General features: G+C 69.3%; 20 protein-coding genes. 19 read left to right on the top strand and 1 reads right to left on the bottom strand.

The window, feature by feature from the left end; translation table 11 throughout:
* Window positions 1-52 precede the first annotated feature (52 nt).
* The 19 genes from VN461_13175 (at window position 53) to VN461_13085 (ending at window position 18,706) form a co-directional block, all read left to right on the top strand.
* Window positions 53-514, top strand: a complete 462-nt coding sequence (locus tag VN461_13175) for a cyclic nucleotide-binding domain-containing protein (protein ID HXB55733.1) — start codon at window positions 53-55, stop codon at window positions 512-514.
* Window positions 515-676: 162 nt separating this feature from the next.
* Complete coding sequence (gene ffh, locus VN461_13170; protein ID HXB55732.1) at window positions 677-2,017, top strand: signal recognition particle protein; 1,341 nt, start codon at window positions 677-679, stop codon at window positions 2,015-2,017.
* A 14-nt stretch (window positions 2,018-2,031) separates the two neighbouring features.
* Window positions 2,032-2,277, top strand: a complete 246-nt coding sequence (gene rpsP / locus VN461_13165) for a 30S ribosomal protein S16 (GenBank protein ID HXB55731.1) — start codon at window positions 2,032-2,034, stop codon at window positions 2,275-2,277.
* A 5-nt stretch (window positions 2,278-2,282) separates the two neighbouring features.
* The gene (locus VN461_13160; GenBank protein HXB55730.1) at window positions 2,283-2,513 is read left to right on the top strand and encodes a KH domain-containing protein; all 231 of its coding nucleotides are present in this window, start codon (window positions 2,283-2,285) and stop codon (window positions 2,511-2,513) included.
* Window positions 2,510-3,046 (top strand): ribosome maturation factor RimM, encoded by a 537-nt coding sequence (gene rimM, locus VN461_13155; GenBank protein HXB55729.1) that lies wholly within the window; start codon window positions 2,510-2,512, stop codon window positions 3,044-3,046. The genes VN461_13160 and rimM overlap by 4 nt, the downstream gene beginning before the upstream one ends.
* Window positions 3,036-3,821, top strand: coding sequence for a tRNA (guanosine(37)-N1)-methyltransferase TrmD (gene trmD, locus VN461_13150; GenBank protein ID HXB55728.1), 786 nt, complete (start codon window positions 3,036-3,038; stop codon window positions 3,819-3,821). Before rimM ends, trmD begins: the two co-directional genes overlap by 11 nt.
* Before the next feature lie 10 nt (window positions 3,822-3,831).
* The gene (rplS, locus tag VN461_13145) at window positions 3,832-4,221 is read left to right on the top strand and encodes a 50S ribosomal protein L19 (GenBank protein HXB55727.1); all 390 of its coding nucleotides are present in this window, start codon (window positions 3,832-3,834) and stop codon (window positions 4,219-4,221) included.
* A gap of 71 nt (window positions 4,222-4,292) precedes the next feature.
* Window positions 4,293-4,964: a ribonuclease HII gene (locus tag VN461_13140; GenBank protein HXB55726.1), complete on the top strand. Its 672-nt coding sequence runs from the start codon at window positions 4,293-4,295 to the stop codon at window positions 4,962-4,964.
* Between the two features lie 57 nt (window positions 4,965-5,021).
* Window positions 5,022-8,129, top strand: coding sequence for a tetratricopeptide repeat protein (locus tag VN461_13135; protein HXB55725.1), 3,108 nt, complete (start codon window positions 5,022-5,024; stop codon window positions 8,127-8,129).
* A 34-nt stretch (window positions 8,130-8,163) separates the two neighbouring features.
* Window positions 8,164-8,397, top strand: a complete 234-nt coding sequence (locus VN461_13130) for a hypothetical protein (protein HXB55724.1) — start codon at window positions 8,164-8,166, stop codon at window positions 8,395-8,397.
* A gap of 39 nt (window positions 8,398-8,436) precedes the next feature.
* Complete coding sequence (locus VN461_13125) at window positions 8,437-9,225, top strand: hypothetical protein (GenBank protein ID HXB55723.1); 789 nt, start codon at window positions 8,437-8,439, stop codon at window positions 9,223-9,225.
* 101 nt (window positions 9,226-9,326) lie between these two features.
* Window positions 9,327-10,085 carry a helix-turn-helix domain-containing protein gene (locus tag VN461_13120; protein HXB55722.1) on the top strand — a complete coding sequence of 253 codons (759 nt, stop codon included), beginning with the start codon at window positions 9,327-9,329 and terminating at the stop codon, window positions 10,083-10,085.
* Window positions 10,086-10,091: 6 nt separating this feature from the next.
* On the top strand, window positions 10,092-11,174 hold the full coding sequence (locus tag VN461_13115) for a hypothetical protein (protein ID HXB55721.1): 1,083 nt from the start codon (window positions 10,092-10,094) through the stop codon (window positions 11,172-11,174).
* Between the two features lie 7 nt (window positions 11,175-11,181).
* Complete coding sequence (locus VN461_13110; GenBank protein HXB55720.1) at window positions 11,182-11,784, top strand: DnaJ domain-containing protein; 603 nt, start codon at window positions 11,182-11,184, stop codon at window positions 11,782-11,784.
* Window positions 11,765-12,556 (top strand): Stp1/IreP family PP2C-type Ser/Thr phosphatase, encoded by a 792-nt coding sequence (locus VN461_13105; GenBank protein HXB55719.1) that lies wholly within the window; start codon window positions 11,765-11,767, stop codon window positions 12,554-12,556. Before VN461_13110 ends, VN461_13105 begins: the two co-directional genes overlap by 20 nt.
* A gap of 3 nt (window positions 12,557-12,559) precedes the next feature.
* Window positions 12,560-14,662, top strand: coding sequence for a serine/threonine-protein kinase (locus VN461_13100; protein ID HXB55718.1), 2,103 nt, complete (start codon window positions 12,560-12,562; stop codon window positions 14,660-14,662).
* A gap of 3 nt (window positions 14,663-14,665) precedes the next feature.
* Window positions 14,666-16,144, top strand: coding sequence for a tetratricopeptide repeat protein (locus VN461_13095; protein ID HXB55717.1), 1,479 nt, complete (start codon window positions 14,666-14,668; stop codon window positions 16,142-16,144).
* 25 nt (window positions 16,145-16,169) lie between these two features.
* Window positions 16,170-18,386, top strand: a complete 2,217-nt coding sequence (locus tag VN461_13090; protein HXB55716.1) for a PEGA domain-containing protein — start codon at window positions 16,170-16,172, stop codon at window positions 18,384-18,386.
* The gene (locus tag VN461_13085; GenBank protein ID HXB55715.1) at window positions 18,383-18,706 is read left to right on the top strand and encodes an FHA domain-containing protein; all 324 of its coding nucleotides are present in this window, start codon (window positions 18,383-18,385) and stop codon (window positions 18,704-18,706) included. Before VN461_13090 ends, VN461_13085 begins: the two co-directional genes overlap by 4 nt.
* Here the strand turns inward: VN461_13085 and VN461_13080 are convergent.
* Window positions 18,703-19,266: a GNAT family protein gene (locus VN461_13080; GenBank protein ID HXB55714.1), complete on the bottom strand. Its 564-nt coding sequence runs from the start codon at window positions 19,264-19,266 to the stop codon at window positions 18,703-18,705. The two genes, VN461_13085 and VN461_13080, sit on opposite strands and share 4 nt — an antisense overlap.
* Window positions 19,267-19,274 lie beyond the last annotated feature (8 nt).

The following is a 19,274-nucleotide window of genomic DNA, read 5'->3' as shown; positions in this document are numbered from 1 at the left end:
GACCCCTTCCGGGCGCGGGGTCGCGCCTCTTGGGGGCTGGCCCGCGCCAACCATGATCCAAGAGTTTCTGAAGACGGTGTCCCTCTTTCGGGAGCTCGATGACGAGGAGCTGGCCCAGGTCCTCATGGTGGGCCTGGTGAAGCGCTACGGGGAAGGGGCCGTCATCTTGACCGAGGGCTCTCCCGGTGGACAGCTGCAGGTGATCCACCAGGGGCAGGTCCGGATCAGCAAGGCCGTTCCCGGCGGGGGGGAGGAGGCCCTCGCCATCCTGCGGCCGGGGGAGTTCTTCGGGGAGATGGAGTTCCTCGACGGGGGCCCGGCTTCGGCCCACGCCATCGCCCACACCGACTGCGAAGTCCTGGCCCTCCCCCACCAGGAGGTAGCGACCCTGATGGCGAACCGCCCGGACCTGACCTCCAAGTTCTTCTGGGCCTTCGGACGGACCCTGGCCAGCCGCCTTCGGGACACGAACCAGAAGATGGCGGCTCTGCTGGCCATTGCCCGGACGTTCTAGATCGGGGGAGGGGGGCCTAACCCGCGGCGGGAGTGGGCTTTAGGGTTTGACAAACCGACCGTTGTGCCATAAGATCAACTATTGCTTTGGGTTGCCCCGGGCGGCGCTGCGGCATCGGGGTACGACATCTGGCACGAATCCGCGTATCGAGGTGACGTTTTCTTGTTCGAAGCACTGAGCGAAAGGCTCCAGGGGATCTTTCGGTCGCTCCGGGGTCAAGGTGCGCTGTCCGAGGCGCACGTGGACGCAGCCCTGCGTGAGGTTCGGCTCGCCCTGCTGGAAGCGGACGTTCACTTCAAAGTAGTCAAGCAGCTCCTGGACCGTGTCCGGGTGGCGGCCACCGGCCAGGAGGTGCTGAGGAGCCTCACCCCCGACCAAGCCGTGCTGCGAGTGGTGCGGGACGAGATGGTGGCCGTGCTGGGCGGCGAGGAGCCGCCGCGGGTGCTGACCTCGGCCCGCCCTCCCTCCGTGGTGCTGATGGCCGGACTCCAAGGCTCGGGCAAGACCACGACCGTGGCCAAGCTCGGACGCTGGCTCTCCGCGCGGGGGAGCCACCCCCTCCTCGTGTCGACGGACGTCAACCGCCCAGCCGCCCGCGAGCAGCTCCGGACGCTGGGAGCGCAGGCGGACCAGAAGGTGCATCACCCCCTCGAGAGCTCGGACCCCCGGGAACTCCTGCGCTCGGCCCTCCGCGAGGCCGGGGACCTCGGCCACGACTTCGTCATCGTGGACACCGCGGGCCGGCTCCACATCGACGAGGCGCTGATGACGGAGCTCCAGGAGCTGAAGACCATCGCCGAGCCCAGCGAGGTCCTCTACGTGGCGGATGCGCTCACCGGCCAGGATGCCGTCCGCAGCGCGGAGGAGTTCCACCGACGCATCGGCATCACCGGCATCGTCCTCACCAAGCTGGACGGAGACGCGCGGGGAGGGGCGGCTCTCTCCGCGGCCGCGGTCACCGGCTGCCCGGTCAAGTTCGCGGGGGTGGGGGAGAAGGTGGACGGCCTGGAGCCGTTCCTGCCCAGCCGGATGGTGGCGCGCATCCTGGGCATGGGGGACGTGCTCGGCCTCATCGAGCGGGCGGAGCAAGCGGCGGACCACGAGAAGGGGGAGGAGCTCGTCCGCAAGCTCCGCCGGGGCGAGTTCACCCTCGATGACTACCGGGACCAGATGACGCAGCTCCGGCGGATGGGACCGCTCGATGAGGTGCTGTCCATGATCCCGGGAGCCGGCTCTCTGCGGGGCGTGGACGTGGACGCGGGGGAGGCGGAGATGGGGCGGGCCATCGCCATCATCGATTCCATGACGGCCAAGGAGCGTCGCGACTCCTCGATCATCAACGGCAGCCGCAAGAAGCGGATTGCCCGGGGGAGCGGCAACGCGGTCGAGGACGTGAACCGGCTTCTCAAGCAGTTTGCGCAGGCGCGGAGGCTCATGAAGGGCCTGGGGGGAGGAGCCAAGGCCATGAAGCGCATGGCCGCACGCCTGCCCCATTTTCGGTAAAGGAAGGCACGAGGATGCTCTCGATCAGACTGAGACGGACGGGGACTACCAAGAGACCCTACTATCGGGTGGTGGTCGCGGATTCCAAGGCGTGGCGGGACGGGCGATTCGTGGAGGTGCTGGGGCACTACGATCCACGGCGCAACCCGGCGGTGGTGAAGATCGACGCCGAGCGGGCGCAGTACTGGATCGGCAAGGGAGCTCGAGCTTCGGACACCGTCCGCAGCCTGCTCAAGCGAAAGGCCGAGGCCGCGGGCTAGAAGCGGTGGAGACACTGCTCATAACCCTCGTGCGGGCCCTGGTGGAGGCGCCCGAGCACGTGTTCGTTGAGGAGCGCGTGGAGGGGGGGGTGTCGGTGCTGGAGCTGGAGGTGGCCCCCGGCGACCGCGGCCGGGTCATCGGCCGCCGGGGCCGCACCGCCGACGCCCTGCGCACGGTCCTGGAGGCAGTGGGCCGGCGCCGGGGTCGGCCCTGCGAGCTGGAGATCCGGGATTGACCGCCCCCCGCACCTTTAGCGACCTGGTCGTGATCGGCCGGGTCGTGAAGCCCCAGGGCCGGAAGGGTGAGGTCCTGACCCAGTCCCTCTCCGATCGGCCCGATCGCTTCCCCTCCCTTCGCCGGGCCTTCGTGCCCGGACCCGGAGGCGGAGCCCGCGAGGTGACGGTGACCTCCTGCTGGCCCCACAAGGGGCGCTTCGTACTCAAGCTGGAGGGCGTGGACTCGATCGACGAGGCGGAAGGTTACCGGGGCCTGGAGATCCGCATCGATGAGGACGAGCTCACTCCGTTGCCGGAGGGCTCGTATTACCATCACCAGCTCCGGGGCCTCTGCGCAGAAGACGCGGCCGGGCGCCCGCTGGGCACGGTGGTGGATCTGCTGGAGACGGGAGCGGCCGCTCCCGTGCTGGTCGTGCGGGGGGCGGGGGGGGAATCGCTCATCCCCCTGGCCGCGCCCTTCGTGACGCGGGTGGACCTCTCCCGCGGTCGCTTGGTGGCGGTCCTTCCGGAGCTGGTCGATGCTGCGGATTGAGGTGCTCACCATCTTTCCCCGTTTGGTCTTGGCCCCCCTCGCCGAGGGTATCGTGCAGCGCGCCCGCGAGAGCGGGCTCGTGGACATACGGGTGCACGACCTCCGGGACTACACGGACGACCGCCACCGGACCGTGGACGACGCTCCCTTCGGGGGCGGTCCAGGCATGGTCATGAAGGCGGAGCCTTTCTTCCGGGCAGCGGAGGCCATCCCGGCCGCGCCCGGGGAGCGGAGGGGGGTGGTGCTGCTCTCTCCCCGTGGCCGCCCCTTCGACCAGCGGACGGCCGAGCGCTATGCCGGCCTGGACCGGCTGCTCCTGCTCTGCGGGCGTTACGAGGGGATCGACGAGCGGGTCCGGGAAGGCCTGGCCACGGAAGAGATGAGCCTGGGCGACTTCGTGCTCACGGGCGGCGAAGTCGGGGCCCTGGCCGTCATCGAAGCCACGGTACGGCTGCTGCCGGGGGCCCTGGGCGACCTTGGCTCGGCGGAGGCCGACTCCTTCGCGGACGGCATTCTGGACCATCCCCACTACACGCGACCGGCGGTGGTGCGGGGACGGGCCGTTCCGGAGGTCCTCCTCTCGGGCGACCACGAGCGGGTCCGGCGCTGGCGGCGCCAGCAAGCCCTGCGCGCGACCCGCGAGCGACGCCCGGACCTGCTGAAGGCGGCCCGGCTCTCCGCGGAGGACGAGAGTCTCCTGCGCGAGCTCGAGGATGGGCGGGGGGAAGAGGCGGGGGAGACCCCAAAGAAGGAAACGTTCGCACTACCGGAATAGGAAGATAGAAATGAATCCCATCGACAGTATCGAGGCCTCCGACCTGAAGAAGGCCCTCCCCCGACTCAGCGCCGGCGACACCGTGCGCGTGCACGTGCGGGTCAAGGAGACGAGCGTCAAGGAGGAGATCAAAGGCAAGCCCAAGGAGACGGAGCGGGAGCGGGTTCAGGTCTTCGAGGGAGTGGTGATCGGCCTCCGGGGCAGCGGAGCCCGCGCCACCATGACCGTCCGCAAGGTCTCGTTCGGACAGGGGGTGGAGCGGATCTTCCCGTTGCACGCGCAGACCATCGAGAAGATCGAGGTCGTCAAGCAGGCCCGGGTGCGGCGGGCCAAGCTCTATTACCTGAGAGACCGCAAGGGGAAGGCCGGACGCATGAAAGAGAAGCGAGCGGAGGCCTAGCTCCGGGGCGGGGAGGGGCGCACCGCGGACCGGAGGTGGCGGCTTGCGCGAGGCGGGGTCCGGATGGGGTCATGACGGCGCGTAGGAAGCGGTCTGCCCGCGGCCGGCGGCCCCTCGTCTACCGGGGCGAGGAACTTCATTGCGACGCACGTTTCGAAGAGGAGGCTTACGCCGAGGGCCACGCGCTGGTCGCGGGAGTGGACGAGGTGGGCCGGGGTGCCCTCTGCGGTCCGGTGGTGGCGGGGGCGGTGGTGCTGGGCGAGGCCTTCGACACCCAAGGACTGGACGACTCCAAACGCCTGACCCAGAGGCAGCGCGAGTCGCTCTCCGCCCGTATACGCAGCCAGGCTCGAGCCTGGGCCCTCGGTTGCGCGGAACCGGAGGAGATCGACTGCCTCAACATCCTCCGCGCCACCTACCTGGCCATGCGGCGGGCGGTGGAGAGCTTGAGCGTCCGGCCGGGCCTGCTTCTCGTGGACGCGCTCACCGTTCCCGGTCTCGCCCTGCCCCAGCGTCCCATCATCAAGGGGGACGCCCTCTCCGTCTCCATCGCCGCCGCCTCCATCGTGGCCAAGGTGGCCCGGGACGGTATCATGCGGGAGTGGGACCTCCGCCATCCCGGTTACGGCCTGGCTCACAACATGGGCTACGCGAGCGAAGACCACCGGCTTGCCCTAAGGCGCCTAGGGCCCTCCGCAATCCACCGCCGCTCCTTCCAGGGGACCCAGCCGTGGCTGTTCTGAGCGTGGGCGGCGGTTTGCTCCCCGGGCCGACCGCCAAGGGGACTAGGTAGGGCGGGCGTGGCCAAGATCAACCCCGTCAAGGTCAAGCAGGACGCGGAGAAGGAGGAGAAGGCCGGGCGTTTCGACAAGGCCATCACCCTCTATCGCCAGCTCGTCGACGACAACCCGCGCGACTGGAACACGGTCAAGAAGATCGGGGACCTTTACACCCGGCTCAACAAGGTCAAGGAGGCGGCGAGCGAATACGCGAAGGTGGCCAACTACCTGGCCCAGGACGGCTTCCTCCTGAAGGCCATCGCCCTCTGGAAGCAGATCAACAAGCTGGACGCCTCCGCCCTCGAGCCGTACCTCAACCTCGCCGACCTCTACGCGAAGCAGGGCCTCATGGTGGAGGCCAAGGGCCAGTACCAGATCGTCCTCGACGAGTACATCAAGCGCGGGCGGGTCCGGGAGGCGGGCGACGCCCTGAAGAAGATGGCGGAGATCGACCCCGCCGACCTCAAGGTCCGCAGCAAGCTGGCCGACCTCTACACTCGCGACGGGAACGCGACCAAGGCCGTCGAGGAACACATCGCCATCGCCGACGAGTTGAACAAGAAGGGCCACCTGGCGGAGGCGCTGCAGGTCCTGGAGAAGGGCCTGAAGATCGACCCCAAGAGCAGCCGCCTCCGGGTGGAGCTGGCCCGCATACACCTCGTTCAGAAGAACTATGACAAGGCCATCCATTTCCTGGAGGAGGCCAGCCGGCAGTCTCCGAAGGACAAGGATGTGGCGCTCCGTCTGGGCGAGGCCTATCTGGGGGCTCGGCGCGTGGAGGAGGCGGACGGCATCTTCCGCCGACTCCTGCAGCAGGATCCCCAGGATCAGGAGGCGCGCACCCTCATGGGGCGCATGTGCCTCATGCAAGGGCAGTTCGATCGGGCCTACGAGCAGCTGCTTCCGGTCGTGGACCGGCTCTTGGAGCGCAAGGAAGGGGAGCGCGCGGCCAGCCTGCTCCAGCAGATCGTCCAGAGGAACCCCGCCCACGTCAAGAGCCTGCTCAAGCTCGTCGAGGTCTACCGCCAGCTGCGCAAGGACAGCGCGGTCCCGGGCACCTATTCGCAGATCGTCGAGGCCTACATCAACCAGGGGCAGATGGACCAGGCGGCTTCCGTCCTGGAGATCCTGGTGGGGCTCGAGCCCCAGAACGAGCAGCACCGGAACAAGCTGGAGTTCGTGCGCTCCAAGAAGGGCGGCCGGCCGACTGCCCCCGCCGCCCCCGCCCCGGTCGTGGAAGAGGACTTCGAGCTCGCGGGCCCCGAGGCGACCTCCGCCCCGAGCGCGCCGGCCCCGGCCGCCCCCGCGTCCGGCCCCCGCGCCGCGATCCAGCTCTCCGGGCCTCTCAGCGAAGAGGACCAGGAGTTCATCAACGAGCACCTGGCCGAGGGGAGGGTGTTCCGGAAATACGGTCTCGTGGACAAGGCCCGCGACCAGCTCGAGGCGGTGATCGTCCGTTTCGCGGACAACGTCGAGGCTCGACAGGAGCTGCGCGACGTCTTCAAGGAGAAGGGCGAGAACGAGAAGGCGGCCGAGCAATCCCGGCTCCTGGCCGAGATCTTCCGCCTGAAAGGGGATGCGGCGGCTGCGGAGACCCACGCGGCCGAGGCACGCCAGCTCTCTCCGCCGCCGCCGGCCCCCGCCCCCGCGGCCGCCGCCGCCCCCGCCGCCGCCCCTCCCGCCCCCAAAGCCGCGCCGCGGAAGGAGCCGGCTCCCGCCCCCGCCCCTCCGCCCCCGGATCCGGTGGAAGAAGAGATCCCGCTGGAAGTGGAAGAGGGCGGGCTGGACGCGCCGGCTCTGGATCAAGTCCCCGAGCCTGATCTCCAGGCTCTGGACCTCGGGATGGAGTCGGGGGCGGAGGGCGAGTTGACCGGCCATTTCTTGGAGGAGGAGCCTTCCCAAGCCGCGGAGCCCGCGACGGAGATCGACGTTCCGGTCGACGTGGAGGGGGGGGCGGAGCTCGAAGAGGAGATTTCGCTGGGCATCGAGGAGGAGACGCCGTTGCTGGAGCCTCCCCCCCCGGCGCCGGCCAAGAAAGCCCCGGCGCGCCCCGCCCCTGAGCCGCCGCGTCCCGCCCCCGTGCCTCCGCCACCGGTCGCCGCTGCCCCCCGGCCCGTCGCGCCCCCTCCCCGGCCGGTCGCTCCTCCTCCCAAGCCCTCAAGGATCGTCCCCAAGCCCGCCGCCCTGCCGATGCCGCCGCCGACGGCGAAGAAGCCGGCCCCGCCCCCGAAGGCGCCGCCCGCCCCCCCGCCCAGCGGCGGGATCCCGGCCGAGCTGCAGAAGGTCCTGGACGAGGTCGAGTCCTACATCTCCCTGGGCTTCGTCGACGATGCCAAAGAGGCCCTGAGCGAGATCGGGGAACGGTATTCCGGTCATCCCGCGATCGCGCGCAAGATGGCGGAGCTGGGCCTCGACGAGGCTAAAATTCCGCCGCCGCCGTCTCGACCGCGGGTCCCCAGCGCTCCGCCTCCCGACGAAGCCGCCGATCTGGTGGACGAGCCGCCGCTGCGGGCGGAGGTCCGGCCGCATTCGTTGCTCGACGACCCGCTGGGCGAGCTCGGTCTCGACGAACCCGAGCCGGCCCCTCCGCCGGCGGAGGAGGGCGGACTGGACCTGGGGGCGGAGCTCGGAGGCCTGTTCGGCGCCCAGTCGGCGGTGGAGGAGCCGGTCCCGGCCTCGGGGACGGACCTCGGCGACGCCGGCCTCGCCGACATCTTCAAGGAGTTCAAGAAGGGCGTCGACAAGCAGCTGGGCAAGGAGGACTACGACACCCGCTACAACCTCGGCATCGCCTACAAGGAGATGGGGCTCATCGACGAGGCCATCGCCGAGTTCCAGCTGGCGGCCAAGGACGAGAACCGCCTCCTTGAATGCAGCAGCATGCTCGGCATCTGCTTTCTGGAGAAGGGCATGGCCAAGCTGGCGGTGAAGTGGTTTGAGAAAGGCCTGACCGCCCCTGACCGGAGCGAGGAGGAATACCAAGGTCTCCGCTACGATCTCGCCAGCGCGCTGGAGGCGGCCGGGGATACGGACAAGGCCCTGCACGTCTTCACCGACCTCTACGGCCAGGACGCCAACTTCCGCGACGTGGCCACCAAGGTCCGCGACCTGCGGGCGGCCCTGCGCTAGGCCGGCCCCCGCGGCGGGAGAACGTCGTCAACCCATGGCCCCCTTCCTCTCCATCTTTAGCTCGCTCCTAGTGGGACTCATCTTGGCCTGGGCGCCCTGGACCTCGCTCTGGGACACCAACTACCTCCTGCAGCCGCATCCCGCGGTGCGGGCCGTGCTGCTGAGCGCCTTCACCCGGGGAGCGGTGACCGGCCTTGGGCTGGTCAACATCGTTTTGGCGCTCCACGATGTCCGCCAGCACCTCTCCCCCCCCGGTGGCCGTGGCTGAGCCCGGCAGAGGAGGGCCGGGGAGTAGGGGGGCGCGACCGTGAGGGCCAAGCCGGCCCCCGAGGGTGCCATGGAGGCCCTCCACGCGGAGATCCTCCAGGCCGGGCCGCACGGGGAGCGGCTGCGAGAGGCGCTCACCCGCCACGATCCCGAGGACAGCGTGCTCATCAGCCTGCTCCGACGGGCCCTGCCCGTTCGGTTCCTCGAACTCGTCGGCACGACCCCCCCTTGGTCCGAGCGTGCCCACGTTCTCGGCAAGCTGGTGTTGAACCCGAACGCGCCCCGCGCCCTCTCGCTCCGGCTCTTGCCCTCGCTCTATTGGCGCGACCTTGCGGACGTGGCCGCCAGCCCCCACGTGCCGGGCGCGGTGCGGGTGCGCAGCGAGGCCATTCTGAAGGACCTGCTCCCCGACCTCCGGCTGGGCGAACGGGTGACGCTAGCCAAGATCGCGACCCCCGCCGTCCTCCGCCCCTTGCTTTCCGACCCGGGGCCCAAGGTGGCCCGCGCGGCCCTCATCAACCCCCGGCTGAGGGAGGAGGACTTCCTGCTCGCGCTTCGGCAGCCCGAGGTTTCCGGCGCCCTGATCGAGGCCGCGGTCTCCTCCCCGCGCTGGTCGGAGTGCTACGGCGTCCGGCTGGCCCTCGCCTTGCAGCCCCGCACGCCCCTCCCCCTGGCGCTCCTCCAGCTCAGTTCCCTCACCCGAAGAGACCTCCTGCGCGTGGCCGAGACCCCCGGTTTGCGACCCCTGGTCCAAGCGGCGGCGCTGCGCGTGGCGGAGACTCCGCAACCCCCCGATAGTGGCCGAACCCTCAGGGGCTCAGCCACATAGGATTTGACAGCCTTCACCGGGCTCGCGTAGAATCCGCACGCGCTTCGCGATCACCTTTTTTCGGAAGCCTTGGGGAGCAGAGGGAGCGGCGGGCTCCAGATATGGCTTCGTTCGGCGAGAACCTTCGTAGAGAGCGGGAGCTTCGCGGGATCAGCCTTCGGGAGATCGCCGACGCCACCAAGATCAGCGTGCGTTTCCTGCAGGCCCTCGAGCAGGACCGCGTCGATGTGCTCCCCGGTGGTCTCTTCCCCCGCGCCTTCGTGCGGCAATACGCGCGTCACCTAGGACTGGACCAGGAACGCCTGGTGGCCGACTTCCTCTACGTGCATGGGGACCAGGCGGTGGAGAAGAAACCTCCGCCGCCCCGCCGTCGGACGCCCCCGCGCGGCCTTCTCTTTGTGGGCGCGCTGGCGGTTGCGGCCGCCGCCCTCTCCCTGCGCAAGGGCGCATCCGACCACGGCGGGCGGGTCTCCCCGCTCCCCGCCGCCGCCACCGGCGTCGTCCTGCCCGCGGACCGCGTTTACCCTCCGCCCGCCGACCCCGGCCCTCCCGGCCCCCCGCCGGAGAGCCTGGTGCTCACCCTGACCGCCCAGCAGAACTGCTGGGTGCAGGTGCAGGCGGACGGCCAGACCGTGATCGACCGCGTCATGAGCCAAGGGGAGTCGGAGACCCTGGAGGCCCACGGTGAGCTCGTGCTCAGCGTCGGCAACGCGGGCGGCCTGGCCTTCCGCGTGAATGACCGCCCCGGAGTGCCGCTCGGCAAGAGCGGCGAGGTGCGGCGAAACATCGTGATCACGAGGAAGAACCTGCCCTCTCTCGTGGAGGACGCGCCGGGCGGACACGCGTCCCACAGCAGCTGAGGGTCCATGTCCGAAGCCCGGGTCACGAACCCCCTGGTCGAGCAGTTTCGCAGGGGCGGGGTCCCGAAGGAGCTCCGCCTCTTGGCCGCCCAGGGCGCTCTGCCCCTCAAGCCGGAGGACGTGCTCGAGCTGCTGACCGATCTCCTCCACGACGCGGAGAAGGAGATTCGGGACACGGCCGGCGCGTCCTTGGCCGCGTTCCCGCGCGAGGAGTTCCTGCCGATCCTCAAGAGCCGCGAGACCCCGCCCGCCATCCTGGCCTGGGGGGTCACCTACCGCAGCGAGCGAGAGCTGCGCGAGGCAGCGCTCCAGAACACGTCGCTCACGGACGAGGCGGTGGAGGCCCTGGCCAGCTCGCTCTCCCAGGAGCTGGCGGAGCTGGTCGTGATCAACCAGGTCCGCCTCCTGCGCCGCACCTCTCTGCTCGAAGCCCTGGAAGCCAACCCCAGCCTCAACAACGACCAGCGGCGCCGCTTGCGCGAGCTGCGCGAGACGTTCCGCATCGGGCAACAGCCGGCGGAAGCGCCCCCGCCCCCCGCCGCGCCCGTCCCCGAGCCCCATCCGACTCCGGCCGTGCCCGAACCCGTCGTTGCCGAGGCCCCCATTTCCCCGGACGAGGCGGTCGTCCGCATCCTCTCGGACGAGGAGCGCAAGGATATCGAGAAGGTCAGCGCGGTCCAGAAGATCTACCGCCTGAACACGGCGGAGAAGGTCATCACCGCCCTCAAAGGAACCCGCGAGGATCGGGCCATCCTGGTGCGCGACCCCAACCGCATCGTGTCCACCGCCGTGCTGGGCAGCCCGCGGCTGACGGAGTCGGAGGTGGAGGCGTTTTCGGGCATGAAAAACATCTCCGACGAGATCCTGCGCCAGATCGGAAGCCACCGGGAGTGGACCAAGAAGTACAGCGTGGTCGCGAATCTGGTGCGGAACCCGCGCACCCCCCTGGCTATCTCCCTGGGCATGGTGACGCGTTTGAACCCCCGAGACATCAAGAGCCTGGCTTTCGACCGGAACGTTCCGGATGCGATCCGCAAGCACGCCCAGCGCTTCATCAAGAACGCCGAGCAGCCCGGGGGGAAGCACTGAGCGGGTCATGACCGACTACTACCAGATCCTCGGCGTGTCCTCGACGGCGGTCCCCGCCGAGATCCGCCGTGCTTATATGCAACTGGCCAAGGAGCGGCACCCGGACCGCTTCTCGGATCCCACAGAGAAGGAGCGGGCCCAATCCTTCTTCAAGGACCTGACCGCGGCCTTCAACACGCTTTTCAACGAGAATAGCCGAAGGGAGTACGATGCCGAGCGGGAACGCCCCCACCCCGTGGGTCCGGTGGAGATGGCCAAGGACGCTTTCGAGCGGGCAGCGAAGATGCTGGAGGCCGGACAACACGCGGACGCGGTCACCCTGCTGCGCACGGCCGTGCACCATATGCCGGGCGAGGCCCGCTACCATCACGCCCTGGGTCGGGCCCTGAGCCGACACTCCGCGTCCATGCGGGAGGCCATTCAGGCGATGGAGAAGGCCACCCAGCTCTCTCCCTCCAACGCGGCCTTCTTCGTGGACCTGGCCGCCCTGCTCCACCATCAGGGCCTGACCCGGCGCGCGCAGAAATCGGTGGAGACCGCCCTCCGCCTGGCCCCCCGGGATCCCCGGGTGCAGAAGATTGCGGGGGAACTTGGCCTCCATCGCTCCTGACCGCCCGATGAAGATCGTCTACCAGGCCGTCACCGACGTGGGGCGCAAGCGCAAGGGCAACGAGGACGCCCTCTTCTTGAACCCCGAGCAGAAGCTCTTCGTGGTGGCGGACGGGATGGGGGGCCACGCCGCGGGGGAGGTGGCCTCCAAGGTCGCCGTCGACTCCATCAACGAGTTCGTGTGCCTGACCAGCGGGGACGAGGAGATCACCTGGCCCTTCGGCCTGGACGAGAACATCTCCTACGATGGCAACCGGCTCAAGACCGCGATAAGGCACGCCAACCGGAAGGTACTGGAGACCACGAAGGAAAAGACCGAGTACGAGGGGATGGCCACCACCGTGGCCGCCGTGCTCGTGGACGGTGACGCCGCCAACATCGGGCACGTGGGGGACAGCCGCATCTACCTCTTCAGCGAGGGAGCCTTCACCCAACTCACGAGCGACCACTCCTGGGTCAACGAGCAGATCCAGAGCGGGGTCATCTCCGCCGACCAGGCCCGGGGGCACCCGCTGCGCAATGTGGTCACCCGAGCCCTGGGGGGAAAGGCCGACCTGCTGGTGGACATGCAGACCCGGAAGATGAAATCGGGGGAGATCCTGCTCCTCTGCTCGGATGGGCTCACCACCATGGTCTCCGACGACGACATCGCCCGGATCCTGGGGAGCGCGGGGGGCGACATCGAGAAGGCGGCCAAGGACCTCGTGGCGGAGGCCAATGCCCACGGGGGTGAGGACAACATCACCGTGGTCCTCTTGCAGTTCCAGGAATAGCCCGTGCTCCCAGACCAGGCGGGGCTGCGCTCGCGTCGACGCATCGGCAGGTACCGGGTGATCAGCCGCATCGGCCGGGGGGGCATGGGGATGGTCTACCGGTGCCTGGACGAGACCCTGGAGCGCGAGGTGGCGGTCAAGACCCTGACCCTAGAGGGGTCCCTCGACGAGGAGAGCCGGAAGCGCTTCGAGGTCGAGGCCAAGGCCGCGGCCAAGCTACAGCATCCCAACATCGTGACCGTCTTCGAGCTGGGCGCGGACCGCGGGATGTCCTTCATCGCCATGGAGCTCCTGCCCGGGGTCGACCTCGAGGCCCTTCTGCGCTCGGGGGAGACCCTGCTCCTGCCGGAGCAGCTGAATATCGTGATCCAGGTCTGCCGGGGGCTGGCCTACGCCCACGAGCACCGGATCATCCACCGCGACATCAAGCCCAGCAACATCCGGCTTCTCGACGACGGCACCGCCAAGATCATGGACTTCGGGATCGCCAAGCTGGGGGGGACCCAGCTCACCAAGGCGGGGATGATGGTGGGTACCGTCCATTACATGAGCCCCGAGCAGGTACGCGGCAAGCCCTTGGATGGTCGCAGCGACGTCTTCTCGCTGGGGGTGATCCTCTACGAGCTCCTGGCCGGCCGGCGACCCTTCACGGGGGAGGGGGCCACGGAGGTGCTTTACAAGATCGTGCACGATCCTCCGCCTCCTCTGAACACGGAGATCGGGGGGCTGACCCCCCGCCTGCAGGAGGTCCTGGACCGCGCTCTGGCCAAGGACCCCGACCGGCGCTACCCCTCGGCGGGCGGCCTGGCCGACGATCTGGCCGACGTCTTGGAGTCTTACTCGCGCACGCTGCGAGGGGTGCCTCGCTCCGGCGACGCCCAGGAGGCGGTGAAGGCGGCGCGCCGCCTCTTGAAGGAAGGCGGTGTCGACGAGAGCCTGCGGCGGCTGCGCGAGCTCAAGGAGGAGAGCCCCCACTCGGTGGAAGTCCGCCGTGCCTTGCGCACGGCCAACCGTGACCTCCAGCGTCGCGCGCACCCCCCCGCCCCCGAGCCCGACGATTTCCCGGAGCTGGATACCACCTTTCACGCGCCGGCTACTCGCCGCGCGCCCGAGACTCTGCTCCCCCCCACCACCGTCCAACCCGCCGAGGTCCCCCCCCCGGGGGGGAAGGGGCGGGGGCTCTTGTGGGGAGCCCTCTTGGGGGTGGCGGTCACGGCGGCCGTGGTCTTGGCCTTGGTGGCTAGCCGTTCGCCGTCGGCCGCCGTCCACATCCCCGTGCGTTCCCAGCCGGTGGGGGCCGCGGTGCTCCTGGATGGGAAGGAGACGGGGGTGCAGACCAACGGGGAGCTGGTGCTCTCGCCGCCCCTTCCCCCGCGATTGGTCCTGACCTTCCGCAAGGAGGGTCACAAGGACGAGGTCCGCACCGTGAAGCTGCCGCTGCCCGCGGGGGAGGCCGTCTCTGTCGCCCTGGCCGCGGCCTCGGTCGCCCTGCCCGTGATGAGCGATCCCCCGGGCGCCTTTGTGGCCCTGGACGGCCAAAGGCTCGCGGGAACCACGCCCATCGATGTGCCCTTCGATCCCAGCCTGGAGCACCGCCTCAACATCGTCCTCGACGGCTACGCGCCGCAGGAGGTGCGTCTCATCCCGGGCCAGGTGCCCACGGACGTGCGGACGAAGCTGGAGCCCGTGGGCCCCCTGGGCACGGTCACGGTGGCCTCGACCTACCCCCTGGACGTCCTCTGGCGGGGGAAGCCGCTGGCGCGCGAGCAGGTGGCGCCGCGGGTCTCGCTGCCCGCGGGCCGGCAGGTCCTGACCCTGGTCTCGAGTCCTTATTTCCTTCGAACCGACGTCGCGGTGACGGTGGGAGCGGGCGGTCAGGCGGTGGTGGAGGCGCCGGGCCTCGGCAAGATCAGCATCCGCGCCAACCCCGACAATTGTCAGGTCTTCATCGACGGTGCCTTCGTGGACTACCCCCCCATCCTGGACAAGGCGGCGGCGGCGGGGGTCCACGCCGTCTCTTTCCGGTGGGCGGACGGGACGAAGAGGCAGGAGACCGCCGAGGTCGTCCCTGGCGGGGCCGCTTTCGTCACCGGCCGAAAGGAATAGGCTTTGTCCCGGCGCTGGATCCTGGCCGTCGCCCTGGTGGCAATTCCGGCCCCCGCCCACCCCCAAGAATCTCCGGACCAGCAGGCGCGGCGTCTGCTGGAGGACGGCCGGGCCTACTGGGCCCAGGGCAAGCTCAAGCAGGCCCTGGACAACTTCAACATCATCGTCAACAGCTTCCCCCGCGCCGAGGCCGTGGGCCAGGCCCTGCTGGAGATCGGCCGCTATCGATTAGAGGTGGAAGGAGACCCCGACAAGGCGCGCACCTCATTCGACCAGGTCGCAAAGCAGTTTCCCCAGAGCGACGCCGCCCCTGGTGCCTACTACTGGCTCGGGCACCTGACCATGAGCCGCGCCGCTAGCGCCGCGGAGCTGGACGACGCCCTCGCCCAGTTCACGCGCGTGCAGAACCTCTACCCTCGGAGCACGGAGTGGGTCTCGCGCGCCCTCTACGCCTCGGGACTCGTTCACCGCAAGGCGGGTCGGCTGTCGGAGGCGGTCGACGTGAGCCGCCGGGTCTCCCTCGAATACCCGAGCAGCGAGGCCGCGGCCGCGGCCCAGTTCCAGGTCGGACACTGCCTGGCCCTGAAGGGCGATGCCCTCTCGGCCATGGAGGAGTTCCAGCAGGTCCGTAATCGTTTTCCCGAGAGCGAGTGGGCGCCCCGGGCGCTGGAGCGCATCACCGCTCTCTATCGCCTCTACGGCTTCGCCAAGCCCGCGTTCACGGTGGACGCCGGCTACGCGGTGGGCTCGGGCGACCTCCTGAAGGACGTGCGGGCCGTCCTCATGACGCCCACGGGCACCCTCTGGATTGCGTCCGACAAGACAAAAACCGCCGTGCCCATCGACCCCGGAGGCAAGGCGGGCCCTGGCCTCCCCGGAGAGGACCTGCGCAGCCTCTCCCTCTCTCCGCGCGGAGAGATCGTCGTGGCCGCTCGACTGGCCGTGCGCATCGGGCCCAAAGACCTGAAGTCCTACGCCATCCCCTCCGACAAGCCGGGGATTCCGGAGGCGCTCGACAGGATCCTGGCCGCCACCATCACCCCCGGGGGCAGCGTTCTCGTTTCGGACGAGAAGCGGAAGAGGGTCTACCGTTATAACGGCAAGTTCGAATACCAGGGCCTCTTCCCAGAGAAGGACGCGAAAGAGCGCGTGGTCTCGCGGATGTTCGTGGACGGGGAGGGGGGCATCGTCCTTCTCGACCGCGAGGAAAAGACGATCCGCGTCTTCGACGAGACCGGCCGGCTCCTGCGCACGGTGGGTCCCGCAGGCCTCCGCCGGCCCGTGGACGTGGCGGTGGATCCTTTCCGGAACACCTACGTGGCGGACGAGGAAGGGGCGGTCCAGATCTTTTCCCCCTCGGGCCAGCTCTTGGCCGGCCTCACGGGGCCGGAACTTAAGAAGCCGCGGGCCCTAACCCTGGATCCCACGGGCGCCGTCCTCGTCTGGGACGAGCGGGCGGAGAAGGTCCTGCGCTACCGCTAAAAGCAGCGGTTTTCGAGGTGAGACCATGAGGCGACGGAGGGGACGCGGACATCCGGGAGCGATCGCGCTCGCCCTTATCGCCCTCAGCCGGGCGGGGCTGGCCCAGACCGGGGCTGCCCCCCCCGGTCCCGAGGCCACGCAGAGGGAGATCCAGTCCGCTCAGGACCAGCTGGCGCGGGCCATCGTGGAGTTCGACGGGCCCCAGCAGAGCCGCTCCATCGTGCTCTTCGACGAGGTCATCGGCCGTCTAGAGGGGCTGCGGCGGCAGGGACCGCTGTCCGCCCGGGGCCGGGATATCCTGATCCAGGCCTACGAGTACCGGGGCCGTGCTTACTTCAACATCGGCCTGCAGGAGAAAGCCTCCGAGAACTTCCGACTCCTCATCCAAATCAACCCCTCCTACACACTGAGCCGGGAGAAGGTCTCGCCCAAGATCGCGGACCTGTTCGCCTCCGTGAAGAAGGGGCTGGTGGGCTACTTGGCCGTCTCCTCCAAGCCGGCGGGGGCCAAGGTAAGGCTGACGGGGGGCGGCGAGAGCATGCTCGAGCTGGGCCTCACAGACTTCTTCCCCCTGGAGGTACTGGCCGGAGACTACACGGTGGAAATCGCCAAGGAGGGCTACCGGACGGAGACCCGCACCCTGGGCATCGGGCCCCGGGCCACCGAGGCCCTGCAGGTCGAGCTGACCCGAACCCTAGCCAGCACCTACTTCATCACCGAGCCCGCGGGGGTGGAGATCTGGGTGGACGGGGAACTCCGCGCCACCACTGCGGGTACCCTCGCCCCCGACCTTATAGAAACGACCCGGACCAAGGGCCTGGACCCCGCGCGGGCCTCCGCCCGCGTCGAGGTTGGCAACCTCTCCTTGGGAAACCACAGCATCGAGCTTCGGAAGCGCTGCCACGAGACGGTGCGCCGCACCCTCGACACGCCCTTGGCCCAGGACTACGACGCGGAACCCGTGCGCATGGAGGAGTCGCTGGCCTCGCTGCGCCTGACCTCGGACCCCCCGGGGGCCAAGATCTTCCTGGACGGCGAGGCCAAGGGCGTGACCCCGGCGGAGCTGGAGGGCGTCTGCTCGGGTCGGCGCCGGATCGAGGTCAAGCACGCCTCCGGGAAGTTCGTCAAGGAGATCGTGCTCGGCAAGGATGAGGCGGTCAGCCTGGACTGCCCGATCCGCCCCACCCTCGCCTTTCTGGGCGTGGTGGCCGACAGCTCCGCCGGCGAGCGGAACCTGGTCGACGCCGACGAGAAGATCCGCGAGAACTTGGGCAAGATCACCACCCTCAACTTCATTCCCGCCCCCCGCGAGATCGTGGACCGCATCCTCGAGCAGGAGAAGATCACCCCCCGCGCCCTGGTGACGGGGGGTACCGACCCTGACCTCGTGCGCAAGGTGACGGAGAGGCTGGCCACGACCCTGGAGGTCCAGGGCTTTCTGGTGGCGGAGTTGCCGGAGGAGAGGCTCCAGCGTACCGCCGTCCTGCACTTCTTGGCTGCGGGTAACACGCAGGCCGAGGCCCTGGACGTCACCTTTGCGGAGTCGGCCTCCTATGCGCGGGTCATCGCCAAGGTCGACCAGAGGATCACCAGTTACCGCCCCTGGAGCGGCGCCATCACCGTCGACACGCTCTTGCACGAGGGCGTGCCCATCCTGCGCGTCGTGCCCGGGGGCCCGGCCGCCCGGGCGGGCGTGCAGGTGGGGGAGGTGGTCTACGCGGCGGAGGGCAAGCCTGTGAAGCGTACGGCCGACCTTCTGGCCCTGCTGGAGCAGAAGAAGCCAAAAGAGAAACTCTCGCTCCAACTGAGGGGAGCGGGCGGCACGCACACCGCGGACCTGACCCTGGACCAGACCGCCCAGGAGATCCCCCTCTTCGATCCCAACCTTCTGTACAACAAAGTAATGATGGACCTGCGGCAGGTGGTGGAAGGTTACCCGGGGACGGAGGAGGCCGCATTCGCGCGGCTCAACCTGGGCCTTTGCGCCATGCATTTCCAGGACTTTGCCGCCGCCCACGAGTACTTGTCCAAGGCCAAGGCGGAGCTGCCGCAGCGTCCCGGCCTCTCCCAGGGAACGGCCCTCTACTACCTCGGGGTGGCCTTGGAGCGGCTCAACTACAAGCCCCAGGCCCTGGAGGCCTACCGCGCGGCCGCCGCCTTCAAGGAGGCGACCCTCATCAACAATGACGGGCCGGGGGTGGCATCGCTGGCCGCGCGCCGGGGCGGGCTCACCGGGCCTTGAGCGCGCCCCGGTTGGTCTGGGAGCGGCGCGACGGGTCCCGGGTCGACTTTCCCCTCGAGGCCGACGTCATGCTCGTGGGCCGCGACGAGACGGCGGACATTTGCGTCGACGAGCCGCTGGTCTCGCGCGCGCACGCGCGCGTGGAGCGCCGCGGGGCGGGTTTCTTCGTCCTGGACCTGGGATCGACCAACCTTACGCGGGTCAACGGGGAAGTGGTGAGGGAGCGCCAGCTGCGGCATGGGGACGAAGTGCGGTTCGGGCGAGCGCGGTGCTGGTTCCTGACCGCGGCGGGCCCGGATCCGGTGGCGGGCGGAGTTTAGTCCTTAGAGGGGGTGCGCCGCGCCGGCCACTCCTCGGCCAGCATGCTGTAGACGACGTGGTCCTCGAAGTGGTCGTAGAGCCACTCCCGCTTCCGGAGCACGCCTTCCCGCGTGAAGCCCAGCCTCTCGGGGATGGCACAGCTCCTCCGGTTCCCGGGGGCACACGCGATCTCCACGCAGTTCAGTCCGAGCTCGCCGAAGAGGTGATCCAAGAGGCGGGAGCAGGCCCGGCTGATAAGGCCGCGTCCCTGGTAGGACTCCCCGACCCAGTAGCCGATCCCGCTCTTCCGGTTCGCCCAGTCGACGGCGTGAAGCCCGACCGCCCCGGCGAGGGCTCCCTCGTGCCACAGCCCGCAGGAAAAACCGTTGCGGCTCGCAAACTGCTCGAGGCTCGCCCGGATGAAAGCCCGCGTGTGTTCGACGGTCGAGTTGCGATCGAGCCAGGGGAGCCAGGTCCTTAGGTAACGCCGGTTCTCCTCAACGCGGGCGAAGAGCTCCTCCGCGTGGTGCTCCTCGAGGAGCTGCAGGTAGGTCTTCTCGTCGACCGCGATCTTGAACACCGCTCATT

The sequence above is a fragment of the Vicinamibacteria bacterium genome (assembly GCA_035570235.1).
GTDB lineage: Bacteria > Acidobacteriota > Vicinamibacteria > Fen-336 > Fen-336 > DATMML01.
This window is presented reverse-complemented; position numbering and strand designations above follow the sequence as displayed.

Excerpts from the sequence above, each read along its gene's own strand:
- VN461_13120 (HXB55722.1), top strand. The coding sequence starts at position 9,327 with ATGGCTTCGTTCGGCGAGAACCTTCGTAGAGAGCGGGAGCTTCGCGGG.
- VN461_13140 (HXB55726.1), top strand. The coding sequence starts at position 4,293 with ATGACGGCGCGTAGGAAGCGGTCTGCCCGCGGCCGGCGGCCCCTCGTC.
- VN461_13175 (HXB55733.1), top strand. The coding sequence starts at position 53 with ATGATCCAAGAGTTTCTGAAGACGGTGTCCCTCTTTCGGGAGCTCGAT.
- VN461_13115 (HXB55721.1), top strand. The coding sequence starts at position 10,092 with ATGTCCGAAGCCCGGGTCACGAACCCCCTGGTCGAGCAGTTTCGCAGG.
- VN461_13110 (HXB55720.1), top strand. The coding sequence starts at position 11,182 with ATGACCGACTACTACCAGATCCTCGGCGTGTCCTCGACGGCGGTCCCC.
- VN461_13130 (HXB55724.1), top strand. The coding sequence starts at position 8,164 with ATGGCCCCCTTCCTCTCCATCTTTAGCTCGCTCCTAGTGGGACTCATC.
- rpsP (HXB55731.1), top strand. The coding sequence starts at position 2,032 with ATGCTCTCGATCAGACTGAGACGGACGGGGACTACCAAGAGACCCTAC.
- rplS (HXB55727.1), top strand. The coding sequence starts at position 3,832 with ATGAATCCCATCGACAGTATCGAGGCCTCCGACCTGAAGAAGGCCCTC.
- VN461_13090 (HXB55716.1), top strand. The coding sequence starts at position 16,170 with ATGAGGCGACGGAGGGGACGCGGACATCCGGGAGCGATCGCGCTCGCC.